The organism is Pseudomonas sp. B21128 (genome assembly GCF_044218865.1).
GTDB classification, from domain to species: domain Bacteria; phylum Pseudomonadota; class Gammaproteobacteria; order Pseudomonadales; family Pseudomonadaceae; genus Aquipseudomonas; species Aquipseudomonas iridis.
Window position 1 is genome coordinate 4128294 of the sequence record NZ_CP162590.1, and the last position, 23130, is coordinate 4151423.

Annotated in this window: 19 protein-coding genes; 7 read left to right on the forward strand and 12 right to left on the reverse strand. The window is 60.7% G+C overall.

The window, feature by feature from the left end:
• Positions 1-15 precede the first annotated feature (15 nt).
• On the reverse strand, positions 16-1215 hold the full coding sequence (gene efeO, locus AB4P91_RS18410) for an iron uptake system protein EfeO (protein ID WP_395603376.1): 1200 nt from the start codon (positions 1213-1215) through the stop codon (positions 16-18).
• Between the two features lie 8 nt (positions 1216-1223).
• The gene (efeU, locus tag AB4P91_RS18415) at positions 1224-2063 is read right to left on the reverse strand and encodes an iron uptake transporter permease EfeU (RefSeq protein WP_150591887.1); all 840 of its coding nucleotides are present in this window, start codon (positions 2061-2063) and stop codon (positions 1224-1226) included.
• A 305-nt stretch (positions 2064-2368) separates the two neighbouring features.
• Between efeU and AB4P91_RS18420 the strand changes: the two genes are divergently transcribed.
• From AB4P91_RS18420 to AB4P91_RS18445, 6 genes are all read left to right on the forward strand, one after another.
• Positions 2369-3385: an AraC family transcriptional regulator gene (locus AB4P91_RS18420; RefSeq protein WP_395604978.1), complete on the forward strand. Its 1017-nt coding sequence runs from the start codon at positions 2369-2371 to the stop codon at positions 3383-3385.
• 227 nt (positions 3386-3612) lie between these two features.
• Entirely contained in the window at positions 3613-5277 is a 1665-nt protein-coding gene (locus AB4P91_RS18425; RefSeq protein WP_395603377.1) for an AMP-binding protein, read from the forward strand.
• A gap of 16 nt (positions 5278-5293) precedes the next feature.
• Positions 5294-6055 (forward strand): SDR family NAD(P)-dependent oxidoreductase, encoded by a 762-nt coding sequence (locus AB4P91_RS18430; protein ID WP_150591885.1) that lies wholly within the window; start codon positions 5294-5296, stop codon positions 6053-6055.
• 12 nt (positions 6056-6067) lie between these two features.
• Positions 6068-7261: an acetyl-CoA C-acyltransferase gene (locus AB4P91_RS18435; protein WP_395603378.1), complete on the forward strand. Its 1194-nt coding sequence runs from the start codon at positions 6068-6070 to the stop codon at positions 7259-7261.
• 142 nt (positions 7262-7403) lie between these two features.
• Complete coding sequence (locus AB4P91_RS18440; protein WP_395603379.1) at positions 7404-8531, forward strand: acyl-CoA dehydrogenase; 1128 nt, start codon at positions 7404-7406, stop codon at positions 8529-8531.
• 15 nt (positions 8532-8546) lie between these two features.
• Complete coding sequence (locus AB4P91_RS18445; RefSeq protein WP_395603380.1) at positions 8547-9320, forward strand: enoyl-CoA hydratase; 774 nt, start codon at positions 8547-8549, stop codon at positions 9318-9320.
• A 287-nt stretch (positions 9321-9607) separates the two neighbouring features.
• On the opposite strand, the gene AB4P91_RS18450 is transcribed toward AB4P91_RS18445, so the two are convergent.
• The 5 genes from AB4P91_RS18450 to AB4P91_RS18470 all read right to left on the reverse strand — a co-directional run bounded on the left by AB4P91_RS18450 (position 9608) and on the right by AB4P91_RS18470 (position 15623).
• Positions 9608-10759 carry an acyl-CoA dehydrogenase family protein gene (locus tag AB4P91_RS18450; RefSeq protein ID WP_150591881.1) on the reverse strand — a complete coding sequence of 384 codons (1152 nt, stop codon included), beginning with the start codon at positions 10757-10759 and terminating at the stop codon, positions 9608-9610.
• Between the two features lie 3 nt (positions 10760-10762).
• Positions 10763-11869: an enoyl-CoA hydratase/isomerase family protein gene (locus tag AB4P91_RS18455; RefSeq protein WP_395603381.1), complete on the reverse strand. Its 1107-nt coding sequence runs from the start codon at positions 11867-11869 to the stop codon at positions 10763-10765.
• Between the two features lie 188 nt (positions 11870-12057).
• Positions 12058-12753, reverse strand: coding sequence for an HPP family protein (locus AB4P91_RS18460; protein ID WP_395603382.1), 696 nt, complete (start codon positions 12751-12753; stop codon positions 12058-12060).
• Positions 12754-12908: 155 nt separating this feature from the next.
• Positions 12909-14087 carry an MFS transporter gene (locus tag AB4P91_RS18465; protein ID WP_150596400.1) on the reverse strand — a complete coding sequence of 393 codons (1179 nt, stop codon included), beginning with the start codon at positions 14085-14087 and terminating at the stop codon, positions 12909-12911.
• A 156-nt stretch (positions 14088-14243) separates the two neighbouring features.
• Positions 14244-15623: a UDP-glucose dehydrogenase family protein gene (locus tag AB4P91_RS18470; protein ID WP_395603383.1), complete on the reverse strand. Its 1380-nt coding sequence runs from the start codon at positions 15621-15623 to the stop codon at positions 14244-14246.
• Between the two features lie 384 nt (positions 15624-16007).
• Here AB4P91_RS18470 and xerC point away from each other — a divergent pair, with 384 nt between their 5' ends.
• Positions 16008-16853, forward strand: a complete 846-nt coding sequence (xerC, locus tag AB4P91_RS18475; RefSeq protein ID WP_224787123.1) for a tyrosine recombinase XerC — start codon at positions 16008-16010, stop codon at positions 16851-16853.
• Here the strand turns inward: xerC and AB4P91_RS18480 are convergent, their stop codons facing one another.
• The 5 genes from AB4P91_RS18480 to AB4P91_RS18500 form a co-directional block, all read right to left on the reverse strand.
• Positions 16854-17405, reverse strand: coding sequence for a membrane integrity-associated transporter subunit PqiC (locus AB4P91_RS18480; protein ID WP_395603384.1), 552 nt, complete (start codon positions 17403-17405; stop codon positions 16854-16856).
• A gap of 16 nt (positions 17406-17421) precedes the next feature.
• Positions 17422-19077, reverse strand: a complete 1656-nt coding sequence (locus AB4P91_RS18485) for an intermembrane transport protein PqiB (RefSeq protein WP_150596397.1) — start codon at positions 19075-19077, stop codon at positions 17422-17424.
• 151 nt (positions 19078-19228) lie between these two features.
• Positions 19229-20530, reverse strand: a complete 1302-nt coding sequence (locus tag AB4P91_RS18490) for an NAD(P)/FAD-dependent oxidoreductase (protein ID WP_395603385.1) — start codon at positions 20528-20530, stop codon at positions 19229-19231.
• Complete coding sequence (locus AB4P91_RS18495; RefSeq protein WP_150591872.1) at positions 20527-21615, reverse strand: polyamine ABC transporter substrate-binding protein; 1089 nt, start codon at positions 21613-21615, stop codon at positions 20527-20529. Before AB4P91_RS18495 ends, AB4P91_RS18490 begins: the two co-directional genes overlap by 4 nt.
• Before the next feature lie 140 nt (positions 21616-21755).
• Positions 21756-23114: a glutamine synthetase family protein gene (locus tag AB4P91_RS18500; protein WP_395603386.1), complete on the reverse strand. Its 1359-nt coding sequence runs from the start codon at positions 23112-23114 to the stop codon at positions 21756-21758.
• Positions 23115-23130: the final 16 nt, after the last annotated feature.

A 23130-nucleotide genomic window follows, 5' to 3' on the forward strand; every position in this document is an offset into this window, starting at 1 on the left:
GTACGGGTCTTCTGCTTACAGGCCGGAGAGGCCAAGGGCTGGATCGATGCCATCAAGTGCGTCGGCCAAAGCCTGAGCCTTGTCGGCGATCTGCTTGCGTTGCGCGCCGCTGATGGCGTCGTAGCGGGCGTAGCCGTCCCTGACCTTGTGGCTGTTCATTTCGTTGTCGAAGTCGGCCAGCGTCTGCTCGATTGTCGGCAACAGATCCGCCGCCGACTTGCTCAGCATCGGCCGCAGCAAATCGACGACTTTGTGTGCGGTTTGCAGATTGGCGGCGAAACCGTTGAGGTCGCTGTGGCTGTAGCGCTCTTCTTCACCGCTGGCGGCACGCACATCGGCGAGAGTGTTGAGGTTGCGCACGACGATGTTGACCAGTTGCTCCGGCGGCAACGATTGTGCGAGCAGTTGCTGTTTCAGCGTGGTGACGTCGCTCATCAGACGCTGGGCGACGGCGGCGAGATCATCGAGTTGGCGTTGCTGGAACAGGGCGTATTCGATGCGGTGGAAACCGACGAACGCCGGATCCTGCTCGCGCTTCTCGAAGTAATCGGCGCGCGCGTTGATGCGGTTGTCCAGTTCCGCCAGTCGCTGAGCCGCCGGGGCCAGGCGTTGATACGCCGCCCGCGCCGGCAGGTACAACGCCTGCGCCTGACTCAAGTCACCGCTGGCAATCGCCTGATTGAGTGCGGTGGTGGTTTTGATCAACGCGCTGCCCTGACTGGCCAGATACACACGGAATTCCGAGAGCGGCCCGATAAAGGCCACCATCGACGGCTTGGCTTTCGCGGCGGCGTCAGAAGCGGCGGTCGGGGTCACATGCAGAGTGCCGCGCGGGTTGCTCAGCAGGCCGCAGGTGATGGCGTAGTCGCCGGGTTGCAGGTTGGCATTGATCACCTGACTCAGGCCCGGGGCGATGTTTTCACGCTCTTCAACCACCAGCACGCCGTCGAGGATTTCCCATTCCACCGCTCGTTCGGAACGGTTGACGATGCGGAAACTCGCGCGACCGGCCGGGACTGTCAGGGCGTTCGGCTGGCAATTGCCCGGATGAATGTTGACCACCACTTCATCGTGGTTGTGCTGACGCTTGGCCGCGGCCATTTTCGAGGCGTACCAGAACAGGCCACCGGCGGCGATCATCACGACCACCGAACCGGCCAGCGCCCAACGCAAGGCACGGGGAGGCGAGGCCTGAGGAGTATTAGGCTGTGACATGAGTGCCCTTATTGGCTGGAAACGGAAGACGATTGCGCGACAGGCTTGGGCGCGGGCAGGAAGAACATCACCAGCGCCAGCAGCAGATAGATCAGGTACGCGCCAAGGGTGCTGACCGTCGGCGCATCCTGATAACCGAACATGCCGGCCAGCACCGAGCCCAGCGGGCCATCCATGGGCAGCGTCGCGCTGAAATCGAAGAGCACGGTTTGCAGGTGATTCCACACGCCGGCTTCATGCAGGGCTTGCACCGAATTGGCGAGAATCCCCGCGGCCACGACCAGAATGAACAACCCGGTCCACTTGAAAAATGCCGAGAGGTTGAGGCGCATGCTGCCGCTGTAGATGAGGAAGCCAACGATAATCGCCAGAATCAGGCCGAGCAGGGCGCCAATGGGCGCGCCCGGGCCTTCGCTCTGCTGGAACACCGCGAGCAAGAAGAACACGGTTTCCAGACCCTCTCGTGCCACGGCAAAGAAGACCATGGCGATCAGCGCAATCACCTGATGTCTGGACGAGGTCAGCGCCTGATCCAGCGAGGCGTGCAGCGAATGCTTGATCGACCGCGCGACCTTGCGCATCCAGAACACCATCGAGCTGAGAATCGCCACGGCTGCCAACCCGACCACGCCTTCGAACAGTTCCTGCTGCTTTTGCGGGAATTCGGCGCTGACCAGTTCCAGGCCACCGCCGACCAGCAATGCCAGGGCTGCCGCGAGAAAAACACCGATCCACACGGCGGGCATCCATTGGCCCCGGCCGGTCTGTTGCAGGTAGCTGGCGATAATGCCAACGATCAACGCGGCTTCAATGCCTTCGCGCAGCATGATCAGAAAGGGAACGAGCATTCGGTATCCGCGGTGATTTAGATAGGAAGCTAAGTTGTAACATAATGACACTCATTCCCATATGACAATCATTGACAAGAACCTGAACCTGAGCTGAACAAATGACGTTCTGTGCAGCACATAACCCTGTGGGAGCGGGCTTGCCCGCGATGGCGTCCTGTCAGTCAACAGAAATGCCAGCTGTGCCATTGCAATCGCGGGCAAGCTCGCTCCCACAGGGTTCTGCATTGTTCTCGGGCCAGCAACGCGCGGGTGGCTGCGGTAAGATGCCCGTCACTCAAAACCAACAAGGCCTGCCGCGTTCCATGTCGGAAAAAGACACCATCGCCGTGCAATTGGTGCGTGAAGCGCTGCTGCAAAGTTGTGCCCCGGGCGTGGCCAGGGAAGAGCTGTTGAGCAAGGTCGGCATTGCCCCGGCCTTGCTGGAAACCGGCGAGGGTCGGGTGCCGGCATCGCAATATGCAAAGCTCTGGCGTCTGTTGGCTCGGCGGGGGGATGACGAGTTCTTCGGCATGGACCCGCGCAAGCTTAAGTCCGGCAGTCTGGCGTTCCTTTGCCGCAGCGCCATGGCACAACCGACGCTGGCGGCCGGTTTGAGCACGGGCCTGAGTTTTCTGTCGTTGATGCTTGAGCGCCTGCCGGCGCAACTGGTGCATCAGCAGAGTCTTGCGGAAATTGTCCTGCTTGAAGACGATCCGGAACCGCGCCGCGCGTTTACCTACTTCACCTATTGGATGATCGTCCACGGCGTGGCCTGCTGGCTGGCGGGGCGACGGATTCCGATCCTGGCCATCGAACTGCGCTGCCCGGCACCAGACTTCATCGATGACTACCGGGTGATGTTCTCGGACAACCTGCGCTTTGATCGGCCACGCACGCGGATGATCTTTTCCGCCGATTGCCTCGATCTGCCGATCAAACGTTCCGCCGAGGAGCTCAAGCGCTTTCTGGCTCACGCGCCGGCCAACATTCTGGTCAAGTATCGCGACCCGCAGAGCCTGGCCAGCCGGATCAAACACGACTTGCGTCAGTTGCCTGCCGAGCAGTGGCCGGAAACCGACGCGTTGGCCCAGCAACTGTGCATGTCGGCCTCGACGTTGCGCCGTCGCCTGGCCGAGGAAGGGCAGACGTACCAGGGCCTCAAGGACAGCGTGCGCAAGGAACTGGCGATTGTCTGGCTGGCCGAGCCTTCGATCAGCTTTGTCGAGATCGCCAGCCGCTTGGGGTTCGCCGATGCGAGTTCGTTCTACAAGGCGTTTCGCAAGTGGTCGGGGTCAAATCCGGGGCATTACCGGACGTTGATCCTTAACGAAGCCGTCTAATCTGGCCCCTTCGCGAGCAGGCTCGCTCCCACATTTAAAATGCGTTCCCCCTGTGGGAGCGAGCTTGCTCGCGAAGGCGGCAACCCTGGGGGCACATCTCTTGAACCCTGGCCAAACCAGTCAGCCACTTTGATGGCTTTGACCATTGCCCCAAACCCCTTACAGCGCGACTATCCCTCTGTTGTTTACGGTTCCCAGCCTAATAAAAACACAGAGGGATTCTGGCAATGCGCGACTACTTGTCTGCCACCGAACAGTTCAACTATCAGCACACTGTGGATGCCGCGCTCAGCGGCTCGCTTGAGGCGCTCAACGCCTGCGTCGAATGCTGCGACCGCCATGCATTGCCGGGGCGCATCGCGCTGTTCTGGGAAGGTCGCGATGGCAGCAGCGCGACGTACACCTTCAGCGACTTGCAGGACAAAGCCGCGCGATTCGCCAATTTCCTTCTCGCCCAAGGCGTGCGCAAGGGCGACAAGGTCGCCGGCCTGCTGCCACGCAATGTCGAATTGCTCATCACCGTTTTTGCCACCTGGCGCATCGGCGCGGTCTATCAGCCGCTCTTTACCGCGTTCGGGCCCAAGGCCCTCGAACATCGACTGAACAGCTCCGGCGCCAAGGTCGTGGTGACCGACGCCGTCAACCGCCCGAAACTCGCTGAAGTCGCCGACTGCCCGACGCTGGTCACCGTCGGCGGCGCCAAGGGCCAGGGCATTGTCCGTGGCGATTTCAGTTTCTGGGCGGAACTGGCCAATTACTCCAACGTCTGCGAACCCGTGCTGCTGAGCGGCGAAGACCCGTTCCTGCTGATGTTTACCTCGGGCACCACCGGCCCGGCGAAAGCGTTGTCGGTACCGCTCAAGGCGATCGTCGCGTTCCAGAGTTACACCCGTGATGCGGTGGATCTGCGCCCGGAAGATGCCTTCTGGAACGTCGCCGATCCGGGTTGGGCCTATGGCATCTATTTCGGCGTCACCGGCCCGTTGGCAATGGGGCATCCGATCACGTTCTACGATGGCCCGTTCACCCTCGAAAGCACCTGCCGGGTGATCAACAAGTACGGGATCACCAACCTCACCGGTTCGCCGACGGCTTATCGTCTGCTGATTGCCGGCGGTAACGAGTTCGCCAGGTCGATCAAGGGCAAGCTTCGGATCGTCAGCAGCGCGGGTGAGCCGCTGAACCCGGAAGTGATCCGCTGGTTCGCTGACAACCTTGATGTGGTCATCCACGACCATTACGGCCAGACCGAACTGGGCATGGTGCTGTGTAACCACCACGGCCTCGACCATGCCGTTCACGTGGGCGCCGCCGGTTTCGCTTCGCCGGGCCATCGCATTGTGGTGCTTGACGAGCATCACCAGGAACTCGGCGTCGGTCAGCCAGGCATCCTCGCCATCGACCGTGCCAATTCGCCGATGTGCTGGTTTGGCGGCTATGAAGGCGCACCGACCAAGGCCTTCGTCGGCGATTACTACCTGAGTGGCGACACAGTTGAGTTGAACCCGGATGGCAGCATCAGTTTCGTCGGCCGCAGCGACGACGTGATTACCACGTCTGGCTACCGCGTCGGCCCATTCGACGTCGAAAGCGCGTTGATCGAGCATCCGGCCGTCGTCGAGGCTGCGGTGGTCGGCAAACCCGATCCGGAGCGCACCGAACTGGTCAAAGCCTTCGTGGTGCTCAGTGCGCAATACCGCGCGGCACCCGAGCTGGCCGAAGAACTTCGCCAGCACGTACGCAAACGTCTGGCCGCGCATTCGTACCCGCGTGAAATTGAATTTGTCAGCGAATTGCCCAAGACCCCGAGCGGCAAATTGCAGCGCTTTATCTTGCGCAACCAGGAAATCGCCAAGGCTCAAGAGGCCGCGGCGCACAACGTTTCAGCTTGAATCGAAGGAAACAGTCATGCAGATCGAGAACAAGGTTTTTATCGTCACTGGCGGCGCGTCTGGCCTGGGTGCAGCCACCGCTGAATTGCTGGTGAGTGCCGGCGCCAAAGTGATGTTGGTGGACATGAACGCCGAAGCGGTTGCTGAGCAGGCCAAGCGCCTGGGTGCGCAAAGCGTTGTCGCCGACATCAGCAACGAAGCCGCCGCCGAAGCCGCCGTACAAGCGACCATTACTGCATTCGGCAGCCTCAACGGTCTGGTCAACTGCGCCGGCATCGTCCGTGGCGAGAAGATCCTTGGCAAGAACGGCCCGCACGCATTGTCCAGTTTCGCCCAGGTGATCAACGTCAACCTGATCGGCAGCTTCAACATGCTGCGCCTGGCCGCTGCGGCCATTGCCGAGAGCGAGGCCAATGCCGATGGCGAGCGTGGCGTGATCATCAACACCGCCTCGGTAGCGGCGTTCGACGGCCAGATTGGTCAGGCCGCGTATGCAGCGTCAAAAGGCGCCATCGCCAGCCTGACCCTGCCGGCCGCTCGTGAACTGGCGCGCTTCGGCATCCGCGTGATGACTATCGCACCGGGCATTTTTGAAACGCCGATGATGGCCGGCATGACCCCGGAAGTCCGCGACTCGCTGGCGGCCGGCGTACCGTTCCCGCCGCGTCTGGGCAAGCCTGCCGAGTACGCCGCGCTGGTTCGGCATATCATCGAAAACAGCATGCTCAACGGCGAGGTGATCCGTCTCGACGGCGCCTTGCGCATGGCCGCCAGGTAAGGAGGATTTGTCATGACTATTTCCAACGATCCGATTGTTATCGTCAGCGCCGTTCGCACCCCGATGGGCGGCTTTCAGGGCGAATTGAAAAGCCTCACCGCGCCGCAACTCGGCGCTGCCGCCATCAAGGCAGCGGTCGAACGCGCCGGTGTCGCCAGCGATGCGGTCGACGAAGTACTGTTCGGTTGCGTGTTGCCTGCGGGCCTCGGCCAGGCCCCTGCGCGGCAAGCAGCGCTGGGCGCCGGGCTGGATAAATCGACCCGTTGCACCACCGTCAACAAGATGTGCGGCTCGGGCATGGAAACCACCATCCTGGCCCACGACATGCTGGTCGCGGGCAGCGCCGATGTGGTGATCGCCGGCGGCATGGAAAGCATGTCCAACTCGCCGTATCTGCTGGATCGTGCCCGCGCCGGTTACCGCATGGGCCACGGCCGGGTGCTGGATTCGATGTTCCTCGACGGTCTCGAGGACGCCTACGACAAGGGGCGCCTGATGGGCACCTTCGCCGAGGAATGCGCCGACACCAATGAATTCAGCCGTGAAGCGCAGGACGCCTTCGCCATCGCCTCGACCACGCGCGCGCAACAGGCGATCAAGGACGGCCGCTTCAAGGACGAAATCGTCCCGCTGACCGTGACCGTCGGCAAAGAGCAGGTGCTGATCAGCAATGACGAACAGCCGCCGAAAGCCAAACTGGACAAGGTCGCTTCGCTGAAACCGGCATTCCGCGAAGGCGGTACGGTGACGGCGGCGAATTCCAGTTCAATCTCGGACGGCGCGGCGGCGCTGGTGCTGATGCGTCAGTCGCAGGCGCAGAAACTGGGTTTGACACCGCTGGCGGTCATTCACGGTCACTCGGCGTTCGCCGATACCCCGGGCCTGTTCCCGGTAGCACCGATCGGGGCGATCAACACACTGGTGAAGAAGACCGGCTGGTCGCTGGCCGAGGTCGACCTGTTTGAAGTCAACGAAGCGTTTGCCGTCGTGGCGATGGCGGCGATGAAGCATCTCGATATCCCGCACGAGAAGCTGAATATCCACGGCGGCGCTTGCGCGCTGGGCCATCCGATCGGTGCGTCGGGTGCGCGGATTCTGGTGACGTTGCTCTCGGCGTTGCGCCAGAACAATCTGAAACGCGGCATCGCGGCCATCTGCATTGGTGGCGGTGAAGCAACGGCCATCGCCGTGGAATGCGTTTACTGAAGTTGACACCTGACCCTGTGGGAGCGGTCTTGCCCGCGATGGCGGTGGCTCAGACAGCCGCTATCTTGATTGACACGGCCTCATCGCGGGCAAGCCCGCTCCCACAGGGTTTTGCGGAGCAAACCGGATTTAAGGACTCACCATGATCCCCAACGAAGACCAACAACAGATCCGCGACATGGCCCGGCAGTTTGCCGAGGATCGGCTGAAACCGTTCGCCGCCGAGTGGGATCGCGAGCACCGCTTCCCCAAGGAAGCCATCGGCGAGATGGCCGAGCTGGGCTTTTTCGGCATGCTCGTGCCGGAGCAGTGGGGCGGTTGCGACACCGGTTACCTGGCCTACGCCATGGCGCTGGAAGAAATCGCCGCCGGCGACGGTGCCTGCTCGACGATCATGAGCGTGCACAACTCGGTCGGTTGCGTGCCGATCCTCAAGTTCGGCAACGACGATCAGCGCGAGCGTTTTCTCAAGCCATTGGCCAGCGGCGCCATGCTTGGGGCTTTTGCGCTGACCGAACCGCAGGCCGGTTCCGACGCCAGCAGCCTGAAGACCCGGGCACGTCTGGAAGGCGATCATTACGTGCTGAACGGCTGCAAACAGTTCATCACCTCCGGGCAAAACGCCGGGATCGTGATCGTCTTTGCAGTGACCGATCCAGGCGCCGGCAAACGCGGGATCAGCGCGTTTATCGTGCCGACCGATTCGCCGGGCTACAAAGTTGCCCGCGTCGAAGACAAGCTCGGCCAGCACGCCTCGGACACTTGCCAGATTCTCTTCGAAGACGTCAAAGTGCCGGTCGCCAACCGGTTGGGTGAGGAGGGCGAAGGTTACAAAATCGCCTTGGCCAACCTCGAAGGTGGCCGCGTCGGTATCGCCTCGCAATCGGTGGGCATGGCCCGCGCAGCATTCGAAGCGGCGCGCGATTACGCCCGTGACCGCGACACGTTCGGCAAGCCGATCATCGAACACCAGGCCGTTGCGTTTCGCCTCGCCGACATGGCGACGCAAATCGCCGTCGCCCGGCAAATGGTGCATTACGCAGCGGCGCTGCGTGACAGCGGTCAACCGGCACTGGTCGAAGCGTCCATGGCCAAACTGTTCGCCTCGGAGATGGCCGAGAAAGTCTGCTCGATGGCCTTGCAGACGCTCGGCGGTTACGGTTATCTCAACGATTTCCCGCTGGAGCGCATCTACCGCGACGTGCGCGTCTGCCAAATCTACGAGGGCACCAGCGATATTCAGCGCATGGTTATTTCGCGCAATCTTTGACCAGGAATTTTATCCATGACTTACGAAACGATTCTGCTGGAAAACCACGGCCGTGTTGGCCTGATCACTCTCAACCGGCCACAGGCGCTGAACGCGCTGAACGCGCAACTGGTCAGCGAAGTGAACCAGGCGCTTGATGCGCTGGAAGCGGATGCCAACATCGGCTGCATCGTCATCACCGGCTCGAAAAGGGCTTTCGCTGCCGGCGCCGACATCAAGGAAATGGCCGAGCTGACCTATCCGCAGATTTATATGGACGACCTGTTCAGCGACAGTGATCGCGTGGCCAACCGCCGCAAGCCGATCATCGCCGCCGTTAATGGCTTCGCACTCGGCGGTGGCTGTGAGCTGGCGTTGATGTGCGACTTTATCCTGGCCGGCGATAACGCCAAATTCGGTCAGCCGGAAATCAACCTCGGCGTGCTGCCGGGCATGGGCGGCACGCAACGTCTGACTCGCGCCGTGGGCAAAGCCAAAGCCATGGAAATGTGCCTGAGCGGGCGTTTGATCGACGCGGTTGAAGCAGAGCGTTGCGGTATCGTGGCGAGGATCGTGCCGAGTGATGAATTGCTCGATGAAGCGTTGAAGGTCGCCGCAGTGATCGCCAGCAAATCATTGCCGATTGCGATGATGATCAAGGAAAGCGTAAACCGCGCCTTTGAGGTCAATTTGACGGAGGGTGTGCGGTTTGAGCGCCGGGTGTTCCATGCGGCGTTTGCGACGCAGGATCAGAAGGAAGGGATGGCAGCGTTTGTGGCCAAGCGGGCGCCGGAGTTCAAGGGTCAGTAATTCGGTCAAGAGCGAAAGAGCCCCTCACCCTAACCCTCTCCCGGAGGGAGAGGGGACTGAGCGAGTTGTTTGTGCGTGATACATCGACCTGAGCCACCAAGGCGAGCTCAGGTTTGAGAAGCCTGCAAATCGCCTTCTGGTAACCCATCGTTTTCTAGAATGATGAAGGTGCACTGTTGAAACCCTAATCGGCCCGATCTTTCAGGTCGATGTATAACGCCAGACACCTCGGTCGGCCCCCTCTCCCTCTGGGAGAGGGCTGGGGTGAGGGAAAGAGGGCCATCACGCTACAACTGGTAGTTCTTCAACTCCCGAGCAATCACCATCCGCTGAATCTCGCTCGAGCCTTCATAAATCTGGGTAATCCGCGCATCGCGGTAATACTTCTCGACCGGATAGTCTTCCAGATACCCATACCCGCCATGAATCTGAATCGCCGACGAGCAAACCTTCTCGGCCATCTCGGACGCAAACAACTTGGCCTGTGAGGCCTCTGACAAACACGGTTTGCCCGCCGTGCGCAAACGCGCCGCATGCAAAATCATCAGCCGCGCCGCGTTCAATTGCATGTGCATGTCGGCCAGCAGATTGGCGATGCTCTGGTGCTCGTTGATCGGCTTGCCGAACTGCACCCGATCCCGCGAATAGGCCAACGCCGCTTCGAACGCCGCGCGGGCAATCCCCAACGCTTGCGCGGCAATGCCGATGCGTCCGCCTTCCAGGTTGGACAGGGCAATCGCCAGACCTTTGCCGCGCTCGCCAAGCAGATTGGCCTCGGGAATGCTGCAGTTGTTCAGCGTCACCGCACAGGTGTCGGAAGCGCGGATGCCCATTTTGTGTTCGGTGCGATCGACGATGAACCCCGTTGTATCGGTGGGCACCAGAAACGCCGAAATGCCTTTCTTGCCCAGGTCCGGGTCAGTCACCGCAAACACGATCGCCAGTTTTGCCCGTTTGCCGTTGCTGACAAATTGCTTGGCGCCGTTGATCACCCACTGGCCATCGCGCAGCTCGGCGCGAGTGCGCAGGTTGTGCGCTTCGGAACCGGCCTGCGGTTCGGTCAGGCAGAAGCAGCCGATCACCGCGCCACTGGCCAGATCCGCCAGCCAGGTCTGTTTCTGCTCGTCGCTGCCGTAGTTCATCACCGGGCCGCAGCCCACCGAGTTGTGGATGCTCATGAACGCGCCGGTCGCGCCGTCACCGGCGGAAATCTCTTCCACGGCCAGCGCATAGGCGACGTAATCGACGTAGGTGCCGCCCCATTCCTCAGGCACGACCATGCCCAGCAGACCCAACTCGCCCATTTTCGCCACGAGGGCGTCGTCGATCCAGCCAGCCTTTTCCCAGGCTTGCGCATGAGGCGCGATTTCGCCGCGGGCAAAGTCCCGGGCCATGTCGCGGATCATCACTTGTTCTTCAGTCAATTCGAGATCGTGCATGGCTCAGCTCCCGCTCTCAGCAAAACCTTGGAAGAAACTCGCCACATGCCCAGCGTCCAGCGCGGCGAGGTTCGGCGGGTTCCAGCGCGGTGTCTTGTCTTTGTCGATCAGCAGGGCGCGCACGCCTTCGATCAGGTCACCGCGGGCGAACCACTGACGATCCAGATGCAGCTCGAGGGCGAAGCACTGTTCCAGGCTCAAGTGCCGGCCAAGACGGAGCATTTCCAGCGTAACGGCCATGGCCAGCGGGGAGCGGGTTTCCAGCAGATCAGCGGTGGTGGTTGCCCATTCATGGCTGTTGGCAACGGTGACGGCGCGCAGTTGCTCGACCATGCTGGGCACGTCCGGCAGCGCGAAGAAGTGGTCGATGGCCGGACGCAAGGCTTCGAGTGGCGCATCGGGCAGGGTTTGCACGGCGTGTTTGGCCAACAGGTTTTGCAGCGACTTGAGCGGTGTGTCCTGCCATTCCATCTGATCGAGTTTTTCATCGAGGATGGCCAGTTTGCTGCTGTCCAGATACCAGTCGGCGAGCCCGCAATACAGCGCGTCGGCAGCGCGGATCTGCACGCCACTGACGCCCAGGTATATCCCCAGCTCGCCGGGAATGCGCGGCAGGAAATAGCTGCCACCGACGTCCGGGAAATAACCGATGGCCACTTCCGGCATCGCCAGACGGCTCTTCTCGGTGACCACGCGCAGATCGGCGCCTTGCACCAGTCCCATACCGCCACCGAGGACGAATCCGTCCATCAGCGCCAGCACCGGTTTGCGGTAATGGTGAATCGTCAGGTCGAGGGCGTATTCCTCGACGAAAAAATCTTCGTGCAGCGTGTCGCCGCGCTGGTAACTGTCGTAAAGCGAGCGTATGTCGCCCCCGGCGCAGAAGGCTTTGTCACCGGCACCGCGCAGGACAACGGCGTGCACATCATCGTCGCTCGCCCAGGCGTCGAGCCGCTGTTGCAGCAGGCGAACCATGTCGAGGGTAATGGCGTTGAGGCCGGTAGGGCGGTTGAGGGTCAGGTGACCGATGTGGTTGCGAACCTCGGCCAGCACTTCGTTTTGCGTGGCATCCATGGACAGAGTCCGCGGGGATGAAGCCTGAGCAGTCATCACTAACTCCCTGCTTTTATTGTCTTTATTCGAGAAGCTCGCGCGCGAGCGTTAACGGATCGTAACAGTGCAAATTTGCCCTGTACAACGAGGATATCTGCAGGGGCTGTGTGCGTTTTTACATCAGGTGATGGAATGCAATGACAGTGTAGGAGCCTTCGGCAGCGCCTACACAGAAGTGTGGGGATTCAGGACGGGCGGGTGAAAACTTCACCAATGCTGCGCCGCTTGGCATGCAGTTCACTGGCGTGGATCAATTGCTCCAGGTCTTCAGGCGTGATGTCGATGAACGCCTCCATGTCGGCGAGCGCCAGTTTCAGGTCTTCAGCCGTGATCGCCTGGCTGTCGACCGGGGCCACCACGGGCGCAGGTTCGGCGGGGCGCTTTGGGTAACGAATGCGCGTCAGGTTGTTGTAGGCCAAGGCACTGGCCAACATGCACGCAGCCCCCAGCATCACTGGCTCGATGGCTTTCCAGTCCAGGGCGATGGTCGCGGGATCGGCCAGCACCAACGTCAACGCCAACGCGCCGGCCGGTGGGTGCAGGCAACGCAACCAGCACATCAGAATCAACGCCATGCCCGCCGCCAGACACGCGCTGCCGAGTGTTCGGCCGAGCACATGGGCGACCAGCAAGGCGACGACGCCGGCGCACAGATAACCGCCCAGAATCGACCAGGGCTGGGCGAGGGCGCCGGACGATACGGCGAAGAGCAGCACCGCCGACGCGCCCAACGGGCCGATCAGGTGATAGGCCACTTCATGACCGAATACCTGGGCGCACAACCACACGCTGAACAGCGTGCCCAGTGCCATGCCGATAGCGGCGCGGCTCCATTCAGTCGGGCGGGTGTTGATGGCGGCGGGTAACCAGCGAGCGAGCATGTAAAACCGATCCTTGCAAAAATCCGGGCAAAAAAAAGGACTTGTCCGGCAAATCCGGAAAGCCCTCGAAGTGTTCCAACATTGGGGGAGGAACGCGCACAGTGTGCCGATCAATCTCGATGCTTACAAATTCATATTAATGCAGTTTGAGTGCATTATTTCTGAACTGAAGCAGCCCTGCGTCCACTGACAAAACACAGATAGCCGCCCAGCGCCGCGAGACCACTGAGGGCGTAAAACATGCTCGGTGCCGGTGTGTGCATCAGCAGGAACCCGCACATTGCCGGGCTTAAAGCACCGCCCAGTGCCGCCAGATTTTGTGCGCCGTAGTAGCTGCCACGCAGTTCTTCCGGGGCCAGGGTGTCGACGAAGAGGAAATCCGCCGGGTAAATGATCATCTCGCCCAGAGTGAAGATGAACATCGCCACGCACCAGCCGACGAGGCTGTCGGCGACACTGAAGCCGATCAGCCCGACGATGAACAGCGCGGTGCCCCCGGCAATCCAGTACCGCAGGTGCTCGCGCTTGAGGAACCGGCCGATCTGATATTGCAGCAGGATCACTGTGATCGCGTTGCAGGCGAGCAGGGCGGCCATGGTGTCCAGCGTCTGTTGCTGAGTGTGGGTCACCAGCAGGTACTGCGACAGGTACAAGGTGAAACGCCCGTGCACCAGCGTACTGAGCAGGCAGCCCAGGGTGAACAGGACCATCGTGCGGTCGTTTTTCAGGATGATCAGGGTATTGAGAAAGCTTTGCGGCTGGCCGAGCGGCGTTATCGGGCTCACCTTCCTGGCGGCGCCGAGCAGCAGGAACACACTGGCGCAGGCGATCGCACCGGCGACGATAAACGGCGCGCCAGGCTGAATACCTGCGATCACCACGCCGATCATCGGGCCGACGGCGTAACCGATGTTGGTCAGCGTGTAGTTCAGGGAAAACGCCTTGACCCGCTGGCCGATGGGCAGGTTCTCGCTGAGGATCGCCTTGGAGCAGATCAGGAACAGCGCCGAGGCGGTTTCGCTGATGATCAGCACCAGCGTGACCAGATACAGATTCTGCGCGAAGGTCAGCAGCATCAGGCCGATGCCGCTCGAGAGCATGGTAAGGATCAGCAACCGGCGCTTGTCCAGTCGATCGATGATGTAGCCGCCATACAGCGACAGCAGTGTGGCGCTGAACACCGCAATGCCCAGCAGCAGCCCGACGTCCTGTGGGTTGAGGCCAAGTTTGTTGCTGAGGAACAAGGTCAGCAATGGGCTGATCAGGGCACGGCTGATGACGACCGTCAGCGAGCTGATCATCAGCCGGCGGATCAGGGGAGAGTAGGCGGCCACGAAGAGGTCAATGTCCTTATTTCAAATGCACGGGCGGGCGACGCCATCCTCACCGGGTCTCGCGCAACGGTCAACCTGATACAACCAAATCCCCTGTGGGAGCGAGCAAGCTCGCTCCCACGAAGGGCGGGTCTACGTGCCGCCTCGTGGGCAGGATCACGCGACGTCGGACGCGCGCGGCCATTGCTGCAGCGGGATCGGCAGTTTGCGCAATTCCCCACGACCCATCGGGAAGTACTGGAAGCCGTTGCGCGCCAACCGCTCAGCGTCGTACAGGTTGCGACCGTCGAAAATCACCGGGGTGTTGAGGCGCTGCTTGATCAAGTCGAAATCCGGCGCCTTGAACTGTTGCCATTCGGTGCAGATGATCAATGCGTCCGCGTCGGGCAGTACCGATTCCGGGGTGCCCATCAGCAGCAGTTTCGATTCATTGGGGTAGAGGCTCTGGGTTTGCTGCATGGCTTCGGGATCGAAGGCGCGCACGCTGGCGCCAGCGGCCCACAGTTGCTCCAGCAAAACCCGACTCGGGGCGTCGCGCATGTCGTCGGTATTGGGTTTGAAGGCCAGGCCCCACAGCGCGAAAGTCTTGCCGCGCAGTTCGCCTCGGTAGAACGCGTTGATGCGCTCGAACAGTTTGTGTTTCTGCCGCTGATTGATCGCTTCAACCGCTTGCAGCAAATCGCTGGAGCAGTGCGCCTGTTCGGCACTGTGGATCAAGGCGCGCATGTCCTTGGGAAAGCACGAACCGCCATAACCACAACCCGGGTAGATGAAGTGATAGCCGATGCGCGTGTCGGCGCCGATGCCTTGGCGCACCGATTCGATGTCGGCACCCAGGTGTTCGGCCAGCTCGGCGATCTGGTTGATGAAGCTGATTTTGGTCGCGAGCATGCAGTTGGCGGCGTATTTGGTCAGTTCGGCGCTGCGCAGGTCCATGAACATGATGCGGTCATGGTTGCGATTGAACGGCGCGTACAGATCGCGCATCACATCACGCACCTCATCGCCCTCGCAGCCGATGACGATACGATCCGGGCGGCGGCAGTCGGCGACGGCTGAGCCTTCCTTGAGAAATTCCGGGTTGGAGACGATATCGAAATGCAGCAACCGACCCACCTTGATCAAGGCCTTTTCGATGTGCGTGCGCAAGGTGTCGCCCGTGCCCACCGGCACCGTGGATTTCTCCACCAGGATCAGCGGTTGCTCACGGTGCCTCGCAATGGCGTCGCCGACCGAAAGCACATAACGCAGATCCGCCGAGCCATCGTCACGCGACGGCGTACCCACCGCAATGAACGCCACCCGGCCGTGCTGCACGGCGATTTTTTCGTCGGTGGTGAACAACAGGCGTTTCGAATCCAGACCCTCGCGCACCAGGCTGGCCAGCCCCGGTTCGAAAATGCTGACGTGGCCCTGACTCAGCAAGTTGACCTTGTTCTGGTCGACATCCATACACACCACGTCATGCCCGACTTCGGCCAGCACAGCCGCTTGCACCAGACCGACGTAACCGCTGCCAAATACCGTGATTTTCATGAAGCACTCCTGAATGCGGACGCACGAGCCAGATGAGTGTTGATCTGTTGTTGACCGCGGTCAGGGTAGGCAAGGGCATGTTTCAATTCGTCTATCGCGCTTGCAACGTCCGCCCGGTTGTCTGAAAAACACGGAATTTCAAGAGCTTGGGTTACCGGCCGGGGAATGCATGATTGACTTTTAAGCCCTTGGCCGGCAGGTTGTGAGGCTTTTCCGGCAACCGGTTGCATTCAGGTTTTGCCGTCTTTTGTCATGTTGTAATGAACTGTTTTCCATTCAAGGCCGTTTCGTTTGATTGACTTGTCGAGTACCGAATCCATACCGTCCACCACCAATCCGCTAACGCTTTATCTGGCACGGCTGGCGCCCTCCAGCCAGTTGACCATGCGCTACGTACTGCAGGACGCCGCCGACCGCCTCGGTTTTGCCGAAATGGACATCGAGGAAATCCCCTGGCACGCGTTGCAACCTGAGGATGTCGTGGCCCTGGTCGCCGCCTTGCGCGCCGACGGTTATGCGCCCAATACCTCGTCGCTTTACGTGAATGCGGTGCGCGGGGTGATGAACGAAGCCTGGCGCATGAGCCTGATCAGCCAGGATCACCTGTTGAAGATGCGTTCGGTCAAAGGCATCGCCGGCACGCGGTTGTCGCAGGGCCGCAACCTCAAGCGCACGCTGATTCATGAATTGATGGAAGTCTGCGCCGCTGATCCGCGTCCGCAGGGGCTGCGTGACGCCGCAGTGATTGCGCTGCTGTACGGCACCGGCATGCGCAAATCCGAATCGGTGGATCTGGATTTGAATCAGGTCGATTTCACTGAGCGCAGCCTGACCGTCATCGGCAAAGGCAACAAACAACTGATCAAGTACGCTCCGGCGTGGGCGTTCGCAAAGCTCGATGCGTGGCTGGAACTGCGTCGCTCACAGCTCAAGGAAGGTGAAAGCGATGACGGGTTTCTGTTCAATCGCATCCGCCGTGGCAGCCACATCACCCGCGAACGCATCACCAAACACGCGATCTATTACATCGCCCGCCAGCGCGGTACACAGGTCGGGGTAAAGATCATGCCCCACGATTTCCGGCGTTCGTTCATCACCCGGGTGATCGAAGAACATGATCTGTCGATTGCGCAGAAGCTGGCGCATCACAGCAACATCCAGACCACCGCCAACTACGATGTGCGTGACGACAACGAGCGGCGGCGGGCGGTGGATCGCTTCGATCTCTGATCAGGAGGCGGGTGGGCAGCCGCGCGACCCACTGGCGGCTTGAGTGATTTGCGCGGCAAGCCGTTTGACGTTGTTTTGCTGCGCCGTCACCAGTTCGTCGATGCCTGGCCCGGACGGCGTTTGCAGGACGGAGCGGCAGGTCAGCAGGGCGCTGTCAGCTGCGCCGAGTGACCGCAAACGCCATTTGACGTCGATCAAACCGTACTGGCCGGGGATCGAATCGAAGCGCTGCACGTCGACGCGCACCGAGAGTTTCTGCTGGCCGCTGGCACTGCTCAACTGGTCGACCAAGGCACTGCGCAATTCATCCGCGAGCGTCGCGCCCCACCAGTCAGTCTCCAGTATCGCCAGGCCACTGGTGCCCTGGCGGATGACGATTTGCGCGCGATCGACCTGCGGTGGCACGGTGATGCCTTCAATGGCGATTTCTGATCCACTGCGGCCAGAACCCGGTTGTGCCGGCACCAGCGTGTGAAAGCTGATCGGATCGCTGCGACAAGCACCCAGCAGCAGAAATGCGACGAGCACGGTGATCTTCATCGGTAAAGCCATGGTTCAGCTCCTGTGCTCAATTACGTGGCGGTCCTTTCAGGTCCATCGGCCCGGCGTTTTCGGGACGACCGCGAATCAACGATTCCGGATGACGACCCAGGTAATCCGAGAACTCACGCAGGGAGCGCGACATGCGAGATAGCTCGTCGAGGGTCTCATTGATTTTTTCCCGCTGCGGTGAATCATCGGCCAGCGTGGAGTTGGCAGACTGCAGGGTTTTGCTGACATCGGCGAGGGTGCTCTGTACGCCCGGCAAGGTTTTCGCGTTGAACTGGGTCAGGCCTTTGCGCAACTCGACCAGGTTACCGTCGAGGTTACTGGCGATCCGTTCCACCGGCAGTTTGTTGATTTTGTCGACCATCGCTTCGAGTTTTTCCTGCAACTGTTCGAGGCTGCCTGGCACCGTTGGTATGACCACGGGACGCGCCGTGGGATCGAAGGCGACTTTTTCGGCTTTAGGGAAGAAGTCCAGCGCCACGTACAGTTGGCCCGTCAGCAGGTTGCCGCTGCGGGCCTGTGCGCGCAGGCCGTTGTCGATGAAGGTGCCCATCAGGCGTATGCCGGCGGCTTCGTCGTTGGGGTCATGCTTGAACGCCTTGAGCATTTTGCCGTAGGCCTGACCGAGGCGTTGCGGGTAAATGACGATGCCGACGTTCAGCGGGAAGCTGCGTTTGTTTGCGTCGAAATCCAGATTGATGCCTACCACGCGGCCTATCTCCATGCCGAGGAACTCGACCGGTGCACCCACTTTCAGCCCGCGCAGGGCCTGGTCGAAGCGCAAGCTCAGGTATTGCGCCTTGCCGTTGGGCGGGGCGAGGGCGGTCACCTGATCTTCGAACAGCTCGAAGTCTTTGTCATCGGCCGCTGCCACATCGTTGGGACTGTAATCCGGCGCACGGAAGGCGATGCCGCCGACCAGCATCGACGACAACGACTCGGTCTTGACCTGAAAACCGTTGGCGCCAACGCTGACGTCTATACCGCTGGCGTTCCAGAACCGGGTGTTTTCCGTGACGAAGGCATCGTTGGGCGAATGAATGAACACTTCGATATCGACGCCCTTGCCGTCCGGCGCCAAGGCGTAGGTGACGACCTGGCCGACCGGGATCTTGCGGTAGTAAACCGGCGAACCGATGTCCAGCGAGCCGAGATCCTGAGTGTGCAGCATGAAGCGCTTGCCCGGTTCGCCATAGGTGATCGGCGGCGGGTTCTCCAAACCCTTGAACCGTTTGGCGCGGTTATTGGCCTGGCCGATATCGGCGCCGATATAGTCGCCGGAGAGCAGAGTGTCGATACCGGACACGCCGCCCGCGCCGATGCGTGGGCGTACCACCCAGTACTGCGAGTCTTCGCGGGTAAAGCTTTCGGCCTGCTTGGCCAGTTTGATGGTGGCGTTGACGCTTTTCTGGTCATCGCTCAACTCGACATCGGTGACCTGGCCGATGACCACGTTGCGGTATTTGACTTCGGTTTTGTTCGCCACCAGACCGCTGCCGGTCTTGAAGTTGACGGTGATGGTCGGCCCTTCCTGCATCAGGTTGTGCACCACCAGCGAAATGCCCACCAGCACCGCGATAATCGGCACGATCCATACCAGCGATAGGCTGAAGCGTCGGGTTTTTATGGGCGCTTGGCCTGGTGCTGGCGGCTCGCTGGTGGCTGACGACTTCATCCGTGTCCTCCTCTGATAATTGGGCACTGAGCGTCAGGAACGCAAAAGCACTTCATCAATATAGAAGTGCTTGGCGATAGAGCAAATATGGCTAGCGGGTCGGCCCTGGAATGATCGATCCCGGGCGCTGCGTGGAACCGATCATTCAGGATCAGCCCATGAGTTCACGCAGGCGATACCAGAACATGCCCAGTGCCAGCAGGGGCGAACGCAGGGCCGGGCCGCCGGGGAAGGTCATGTGCGGCACGCCGCTGAACACGTCCATGCCCTGACTGTGGCCGGCATGAATCGCCTCGCCGAGCAGTTTTGCGCACCAGTGAGTCACGTTCAGGCCATGACCGGAGTAACCCTGGGCGTAGAACACGTTCGGGTGCTGTTCAAGGCGCCCGACCTGAGGAAAACGGTTGGCAGTGATGCCGATCTTGCCGCCCCACTGATAATCAATGCGCACGTCGGCCAGTTGCGGGAAGACCTTGAGCATCTTCGGGCGCATGTAGGCGGCGATGTCTGCCGGATCTCGCCCGGAGTAATGGCAGGCACCGCCGAACAACAAGCGCCGATCCGCCGAGAGCCGGTAGTAATCGAGTCCGACCTTCTGATCACACAGGGCCAGATTGTGCGGGATCAGTTGCGCGGCGCGTGCTTCGGACAACGGCTCGGTGGCAATGATGTAGCTACCGGCGGGCAACACTTTGCCGCTCAGCTGAGGTTCGAGCTCATCCAGATGCGCGTTGCAACCGAGCACCAGGCTGCCGGCACGCACGGTGCCCGTGGCGCAACGCACCTGAGCCGTCGTGCCATGGATGATTTCCAGTACCGGGCTCTGCTCGAATATTTTCACGCCAAGTGAGGCCGCCAGTCGCGCTTCACCTTGCACCAGATCCAAGGGATGCAGGTGCCCCGAGCCCATGTCGATCAGACCGCCCGCATAACCCTCGGCATTCACCACTTGCTGGCGAATCTGCTCGGGCCCGACCAGACGGGTTTCATGGGCGTAGCCGAGTTCGGCGAGGCTGACTTGTTCTTCCTTGAACGCGGCAAATTGCGTCGGCGTGTTCGCCAGCTCACAGAAGCCCCAACGCATATCGCATTCGATGCCATTGTCCGTAATGCGCTGGCGCACCAGGTCCACCGAATCGATCCCGGCACGCTGCAAATAGCGCACACCTTCCTGACCCACGTACTTGGCGAAACCTTCGACCTCGTGGCCAATCCCGCGGATCAATTGACCGCCATTGCGGCCGCTGGCGCCCCAGCCAATCCGCCGCGCCTCGATCAACACCACCGACAGCCCGCGCTGAGCCAGCTCGATGGCGGTGTTGACCCCAGTGAACCCGCCGCCGATCACGCAGACATCAACGCTCAGATCACCGTCCAGGACAGGGTAGGGTCTGGTCGCCCGAGCCGAGGCTGCGTAGTAGGAGCGGGCGTGTTCTTGGGTGTACTGATTCATTTGTTCGACTTCACTTTGCTCCAGGAACGCGTCATCAAACGCATGATTGCCTGGGGCGGGGTAGAGGAGATGTAGAGCTTGTCGAGCACCGCTTGAGACGGATAAACCTCAGGGTTATTGACCAGTTCCTGATCCATGTACTGCTTGGCGGCCGGGTTCGGGTTGGCATAACCGACCGAACCGCTGACCTTGGCGATCACTTGCGGATCGAGCAGGTAATTGATGAACGCGTGAGCTTCTTTGGTATTGCCGGCGTCGGCCGGAATCGCCAGCAGGTCGAACCACAGGTTGGCGCCTTCTTTCGGGATCGCGTAGGCAATGTTCACGCCGTTGTTGGCTTCCTTGGCGCGATTGGCCGCCTGGAACACGTCGCCGGAATAACCGAAGGCCACGCAGATATCGCCATTGGCCAGGTCCGACACGTACTTGGACGAATGGAAGTAGGTGATGTACGGGCGAATGCTCAGCAGTTTGGCTTCGGCTTTCTTATAGTCTTCGGGATTCTCGCTGCGCGGATCCAGGCCCATGTAGTTGAGGATGGCCGGGAAGACTTCGTCGGCAGAGTCCATCATCGACACGCCGCACTGGCTGAGCTTCTTCAGGTTTTCCGGTTCAAACAGCACCGCCCACGAATCGATGCGATCGATGCCCAGCACTTGTTTGACCTTGTCGACGTTGTAGCCGATGCCGTTGGTGCCCCACAGGTACGGCACTGAATGCTCGTTGCCCGGGTCGTTTTTCTCCAACAGTTCGAGCAGTTTCGGGTCGAGGTTTTTCCAGTTGGGCAGTTGCGCGCGGTCCAGTTTGAGGAACGCCCCGGCTTTTACCTGGCGGGCGAGAAAGTGGTTGGACGGCACCACCACGTCATAGCCGGTGCGGCCGGCAAGGAGCTTGCCTTCGAGGGTTTCGTTGGAGTCGAAAACGTCGTAGATCACCTTGATCCCGCTCTGGTTCTGGAAGTCGGCGAGGGTGGTTTCACCGATGTAGTCGGTCCAGTTGTACACGCTGACCTGTGGCTGGGCGTGGGCTACGGCGCTGAACAGAACGCTCAGGCTGAGCGGGATCAGGGATTTCAATAGACGCATATCGACACCTCTTCTTGGATTTGTTTGGTTCCCTGTGGGAGCGGGCTTGCCCGCGATGAGGGTGGTGGCTTCAGCAACATTGTTGGATGTGCCAAAGCCATCGCGGGCAAGCCCGCTCCCACAGGGTCAGGTGGTGTTACTTAAACGCTCATCATCAGGAACTCGCGTTCCCACGAGCTGATCACACGCTTGAAGTTTTCATGCTCGGCACGTTTCACCGCGACATAACCCCGGACGAACTTGCTGCCCAGGTACTCGGCGACGGTGGCGCATTCTTCCATTTGCGTCAGCGCTTCTTCGATGGTGATCGGCAGGCGCAGGTTGCGGCGCTCGTAAGCACGACCTTCGACGCCCGCGCTTGGCTCGATTTTCTCGACCATGCCGAGGTAACCGCAGAGCAGACTCGCGGCAATCGCCAGGTACGGGTTGGCATCGGCGCCCGGCAAGCGGTTTTCCACGCGCATTGCCTCAGGGCTGGACGTCGGCACGCGCAAGCCGACGGTGCGGTTTTCTTCGCCCCATTCGACGTTCACTGGCGCCGAGGTGTCCGGCAGGAAGCGGCGGAACGAGTTGACGTTGGGCGCAAACATCGGCAGGACTTTGGGGATGTACTTCTGCAAACCGCCGATGTAATGCAGGAACAGCTCGCTCATCTGCCCGTCAGCGGTGGCGAAGACAGGTTTGCCGGTGGCGATGTCCACCACGCTCTGGTGAATGTGCATGGCGCTGCCCGGCTCGTCGCCAACCGGCTTGGCCATGAACGTCGCCGCGACGTTGTGCTTGAGCGCTGCCTCACGCATGGTGCGTTTGAACACGGTGATCTGGTCGGCCAGATCCAGAGCATCGCCGTGACGGAAGTTGATTTCCATCTGCGTCGGGCCGTCCTCGTGGATCAGTGTGTCGAGGTCCAGGCCTTGCAGTTCGCACCAGTCATAGACGTCTTCGAACAGCGGATCGAATTCGTTGGCGGCATCGATGGAGAACGATTGCCGACCACTTTCAGCACGACCCGAGCGGCCCAGTGGCGCCTTGAGCGGCAGGTCCGGGTCTTCGCAGCGCTGAGTCAGGTAGAACTCCATTTCCGGCGCAACAATCGGTTTCCAGCCTTTATCGGTGTACAGCTGCAAGACTTTCTTCAACACGTTGCGTGGCGACAGTTCGATCGGGTTGCCGAATTTGTCGAAAGTGTCGTGGATGACGATGGCGGTCGGCTCGATCGCCCAAGGAATCACATAGACCGCATCCGCCACAGGCTTGCAGACCATGTCGATGTCGGCCGGGTCGAGCAGGTCGTAGTAGATGTCGTCGTCGACAAAGTCCCCGGTTACCGTTTGCAGCAGCACACTTTCCGGCAGGCGCATGCCTCGCTCATGCAGGAACTTGTTGGTCGGTGCGATTTTGCCGCGGGCAATGCCGGTCAGGTCGCTGACCACACATTCAACTTCGGTAATCTTGTGATCTTTCAGCCAAGTGAACAGCTGATCGAAAGGGGCATTCATAAAGACCTCGTTATTG

Bases quoted from the DNA above. Each gene is read 5' to 3' on its own strand.
- efeO (WP_395603376.1), bottom strand. From the start codon at position 1,215: ATGTCACAGCCTAATACTCCTCAGGCCTCGCCTCCCCGTGCCTTGCGT.
- efeU (WP_150591887.1), bottom strand. From the start codon at position 2,063: ATGCTCGTTCCCTTTCTGATCATGCTGCGCGAAGGCATTGAAGCCGCG.
- AB4P91_RS18420 (WP_395604978.1), top strand. From the start codon at position 2,369: ATGTCGGAAAAAGACACCATCGCCGTGCAATTGGTGCGTGAAGCGCTG.
- AB4P91_RS18425 (WP_395603377.1), top strand. From the start codon at position 3,613: ATGCGCGACTACTTGTCTGCCACCGAACAGTTCAACTATCAGCACACT.
- AB4P91_RS18430 (WP_150591885.1), top strand. From the start codon at position 5,294: ATGCAGATCGAGAACAAGGTTTTTATCGTCACTGGCGGCGCGTCTGGC.
- AB4P91_RS18435 (WP_395603378.1), top strand. From the start codon at position 6,068: ATGACTATTTCCAACGATCCGATTGTTATCGTCAGCGCCGTTCGCACC.
- AB4P91_RS18440 (WP_395603379.1), top strand. From the start codon at position 7,404: ATGATCCCCAACGAAGACCAACAACAGATCCGCGACATGGCCCGGCAG.
- AB4P91_RS18445 (WP_395603380.1), top strand. From the start codon at position 8,547: ATGACTTACGAAACGATTCTGCTGGAAAACCACGGCCGTGTTGGCCTG.
- AB4P91_RS18450 (WP_150591881.1), bottom strand. From the start codon at position 10,759: ATGCACGATCTCGAATTGACTGAAGAACAAGTGATGATCCGCGACATG.
- AB4P91_RS18455 (WP_395603381.1), bottom strand. From the start codon at position 11,869: ATGACTGCTCAGGCTTCATCCCCGCGGACTCTGTCCATGGATGCCACG.
- AB4P91_RS18460 (WP_395603382.1), bottom strand. From the start codon at position 12,753: ATGCTCGCTCGCTGGTTACCCGCCGCCATCAACACCCGCCCGACTGAA.
- AB4P91_RS18470 (WP_395603383.1), bottom strand. From the start codon at position 15,623: ATGAAAATCACGGTATTTGGCAGCGGTTACGTCGGTCTGGTGCAAGCG.
- xerC (WP_224787123.1), top strand. From the start codon at position 16,008: ATGCGCTACGTACTGCAGGACGCCGCCGACCGCCTCGGTTTTGCCGAA.
- AB4P91_RS18480 (WP_395603384.1), bottom strand. From the start codon at position 17,405: ATGGCTTTACCGATGAAGATCACCGTGCTCGTCGCATTTCTGCTGCTG.
- AB4P91_RS18485 (WP_150596397.1), bottom strand. From the start codon at position 19,077: ATGAAGTCGTCAGCCACCAGCGAGCCGCCAGCACCAGGCCAAGCGCCC.
- AB4P91_RS18490 (WP_395603385.1), bottom strand. From the start codon at position 20,530: ATGAATCAGTACACCCAAGAACACGCCCGCTCCTACTACGCAGCCTCG.
- AB4P91_RS18495 (WP_150591872.1), bottom strand. From the start codon at position 21,615: ATGCGTCTATTGAAATCCCTGATCCCGCTCAGCCTGAGCGTTCTGTTC.
- AB4P91_RS18500 (WP_395603386.1), bottom strand. From the start codon at position 23,114: ATGAATGCCCCTTTCGATCAGCTGTTCACTTGGCTGAAAGATCACAAG.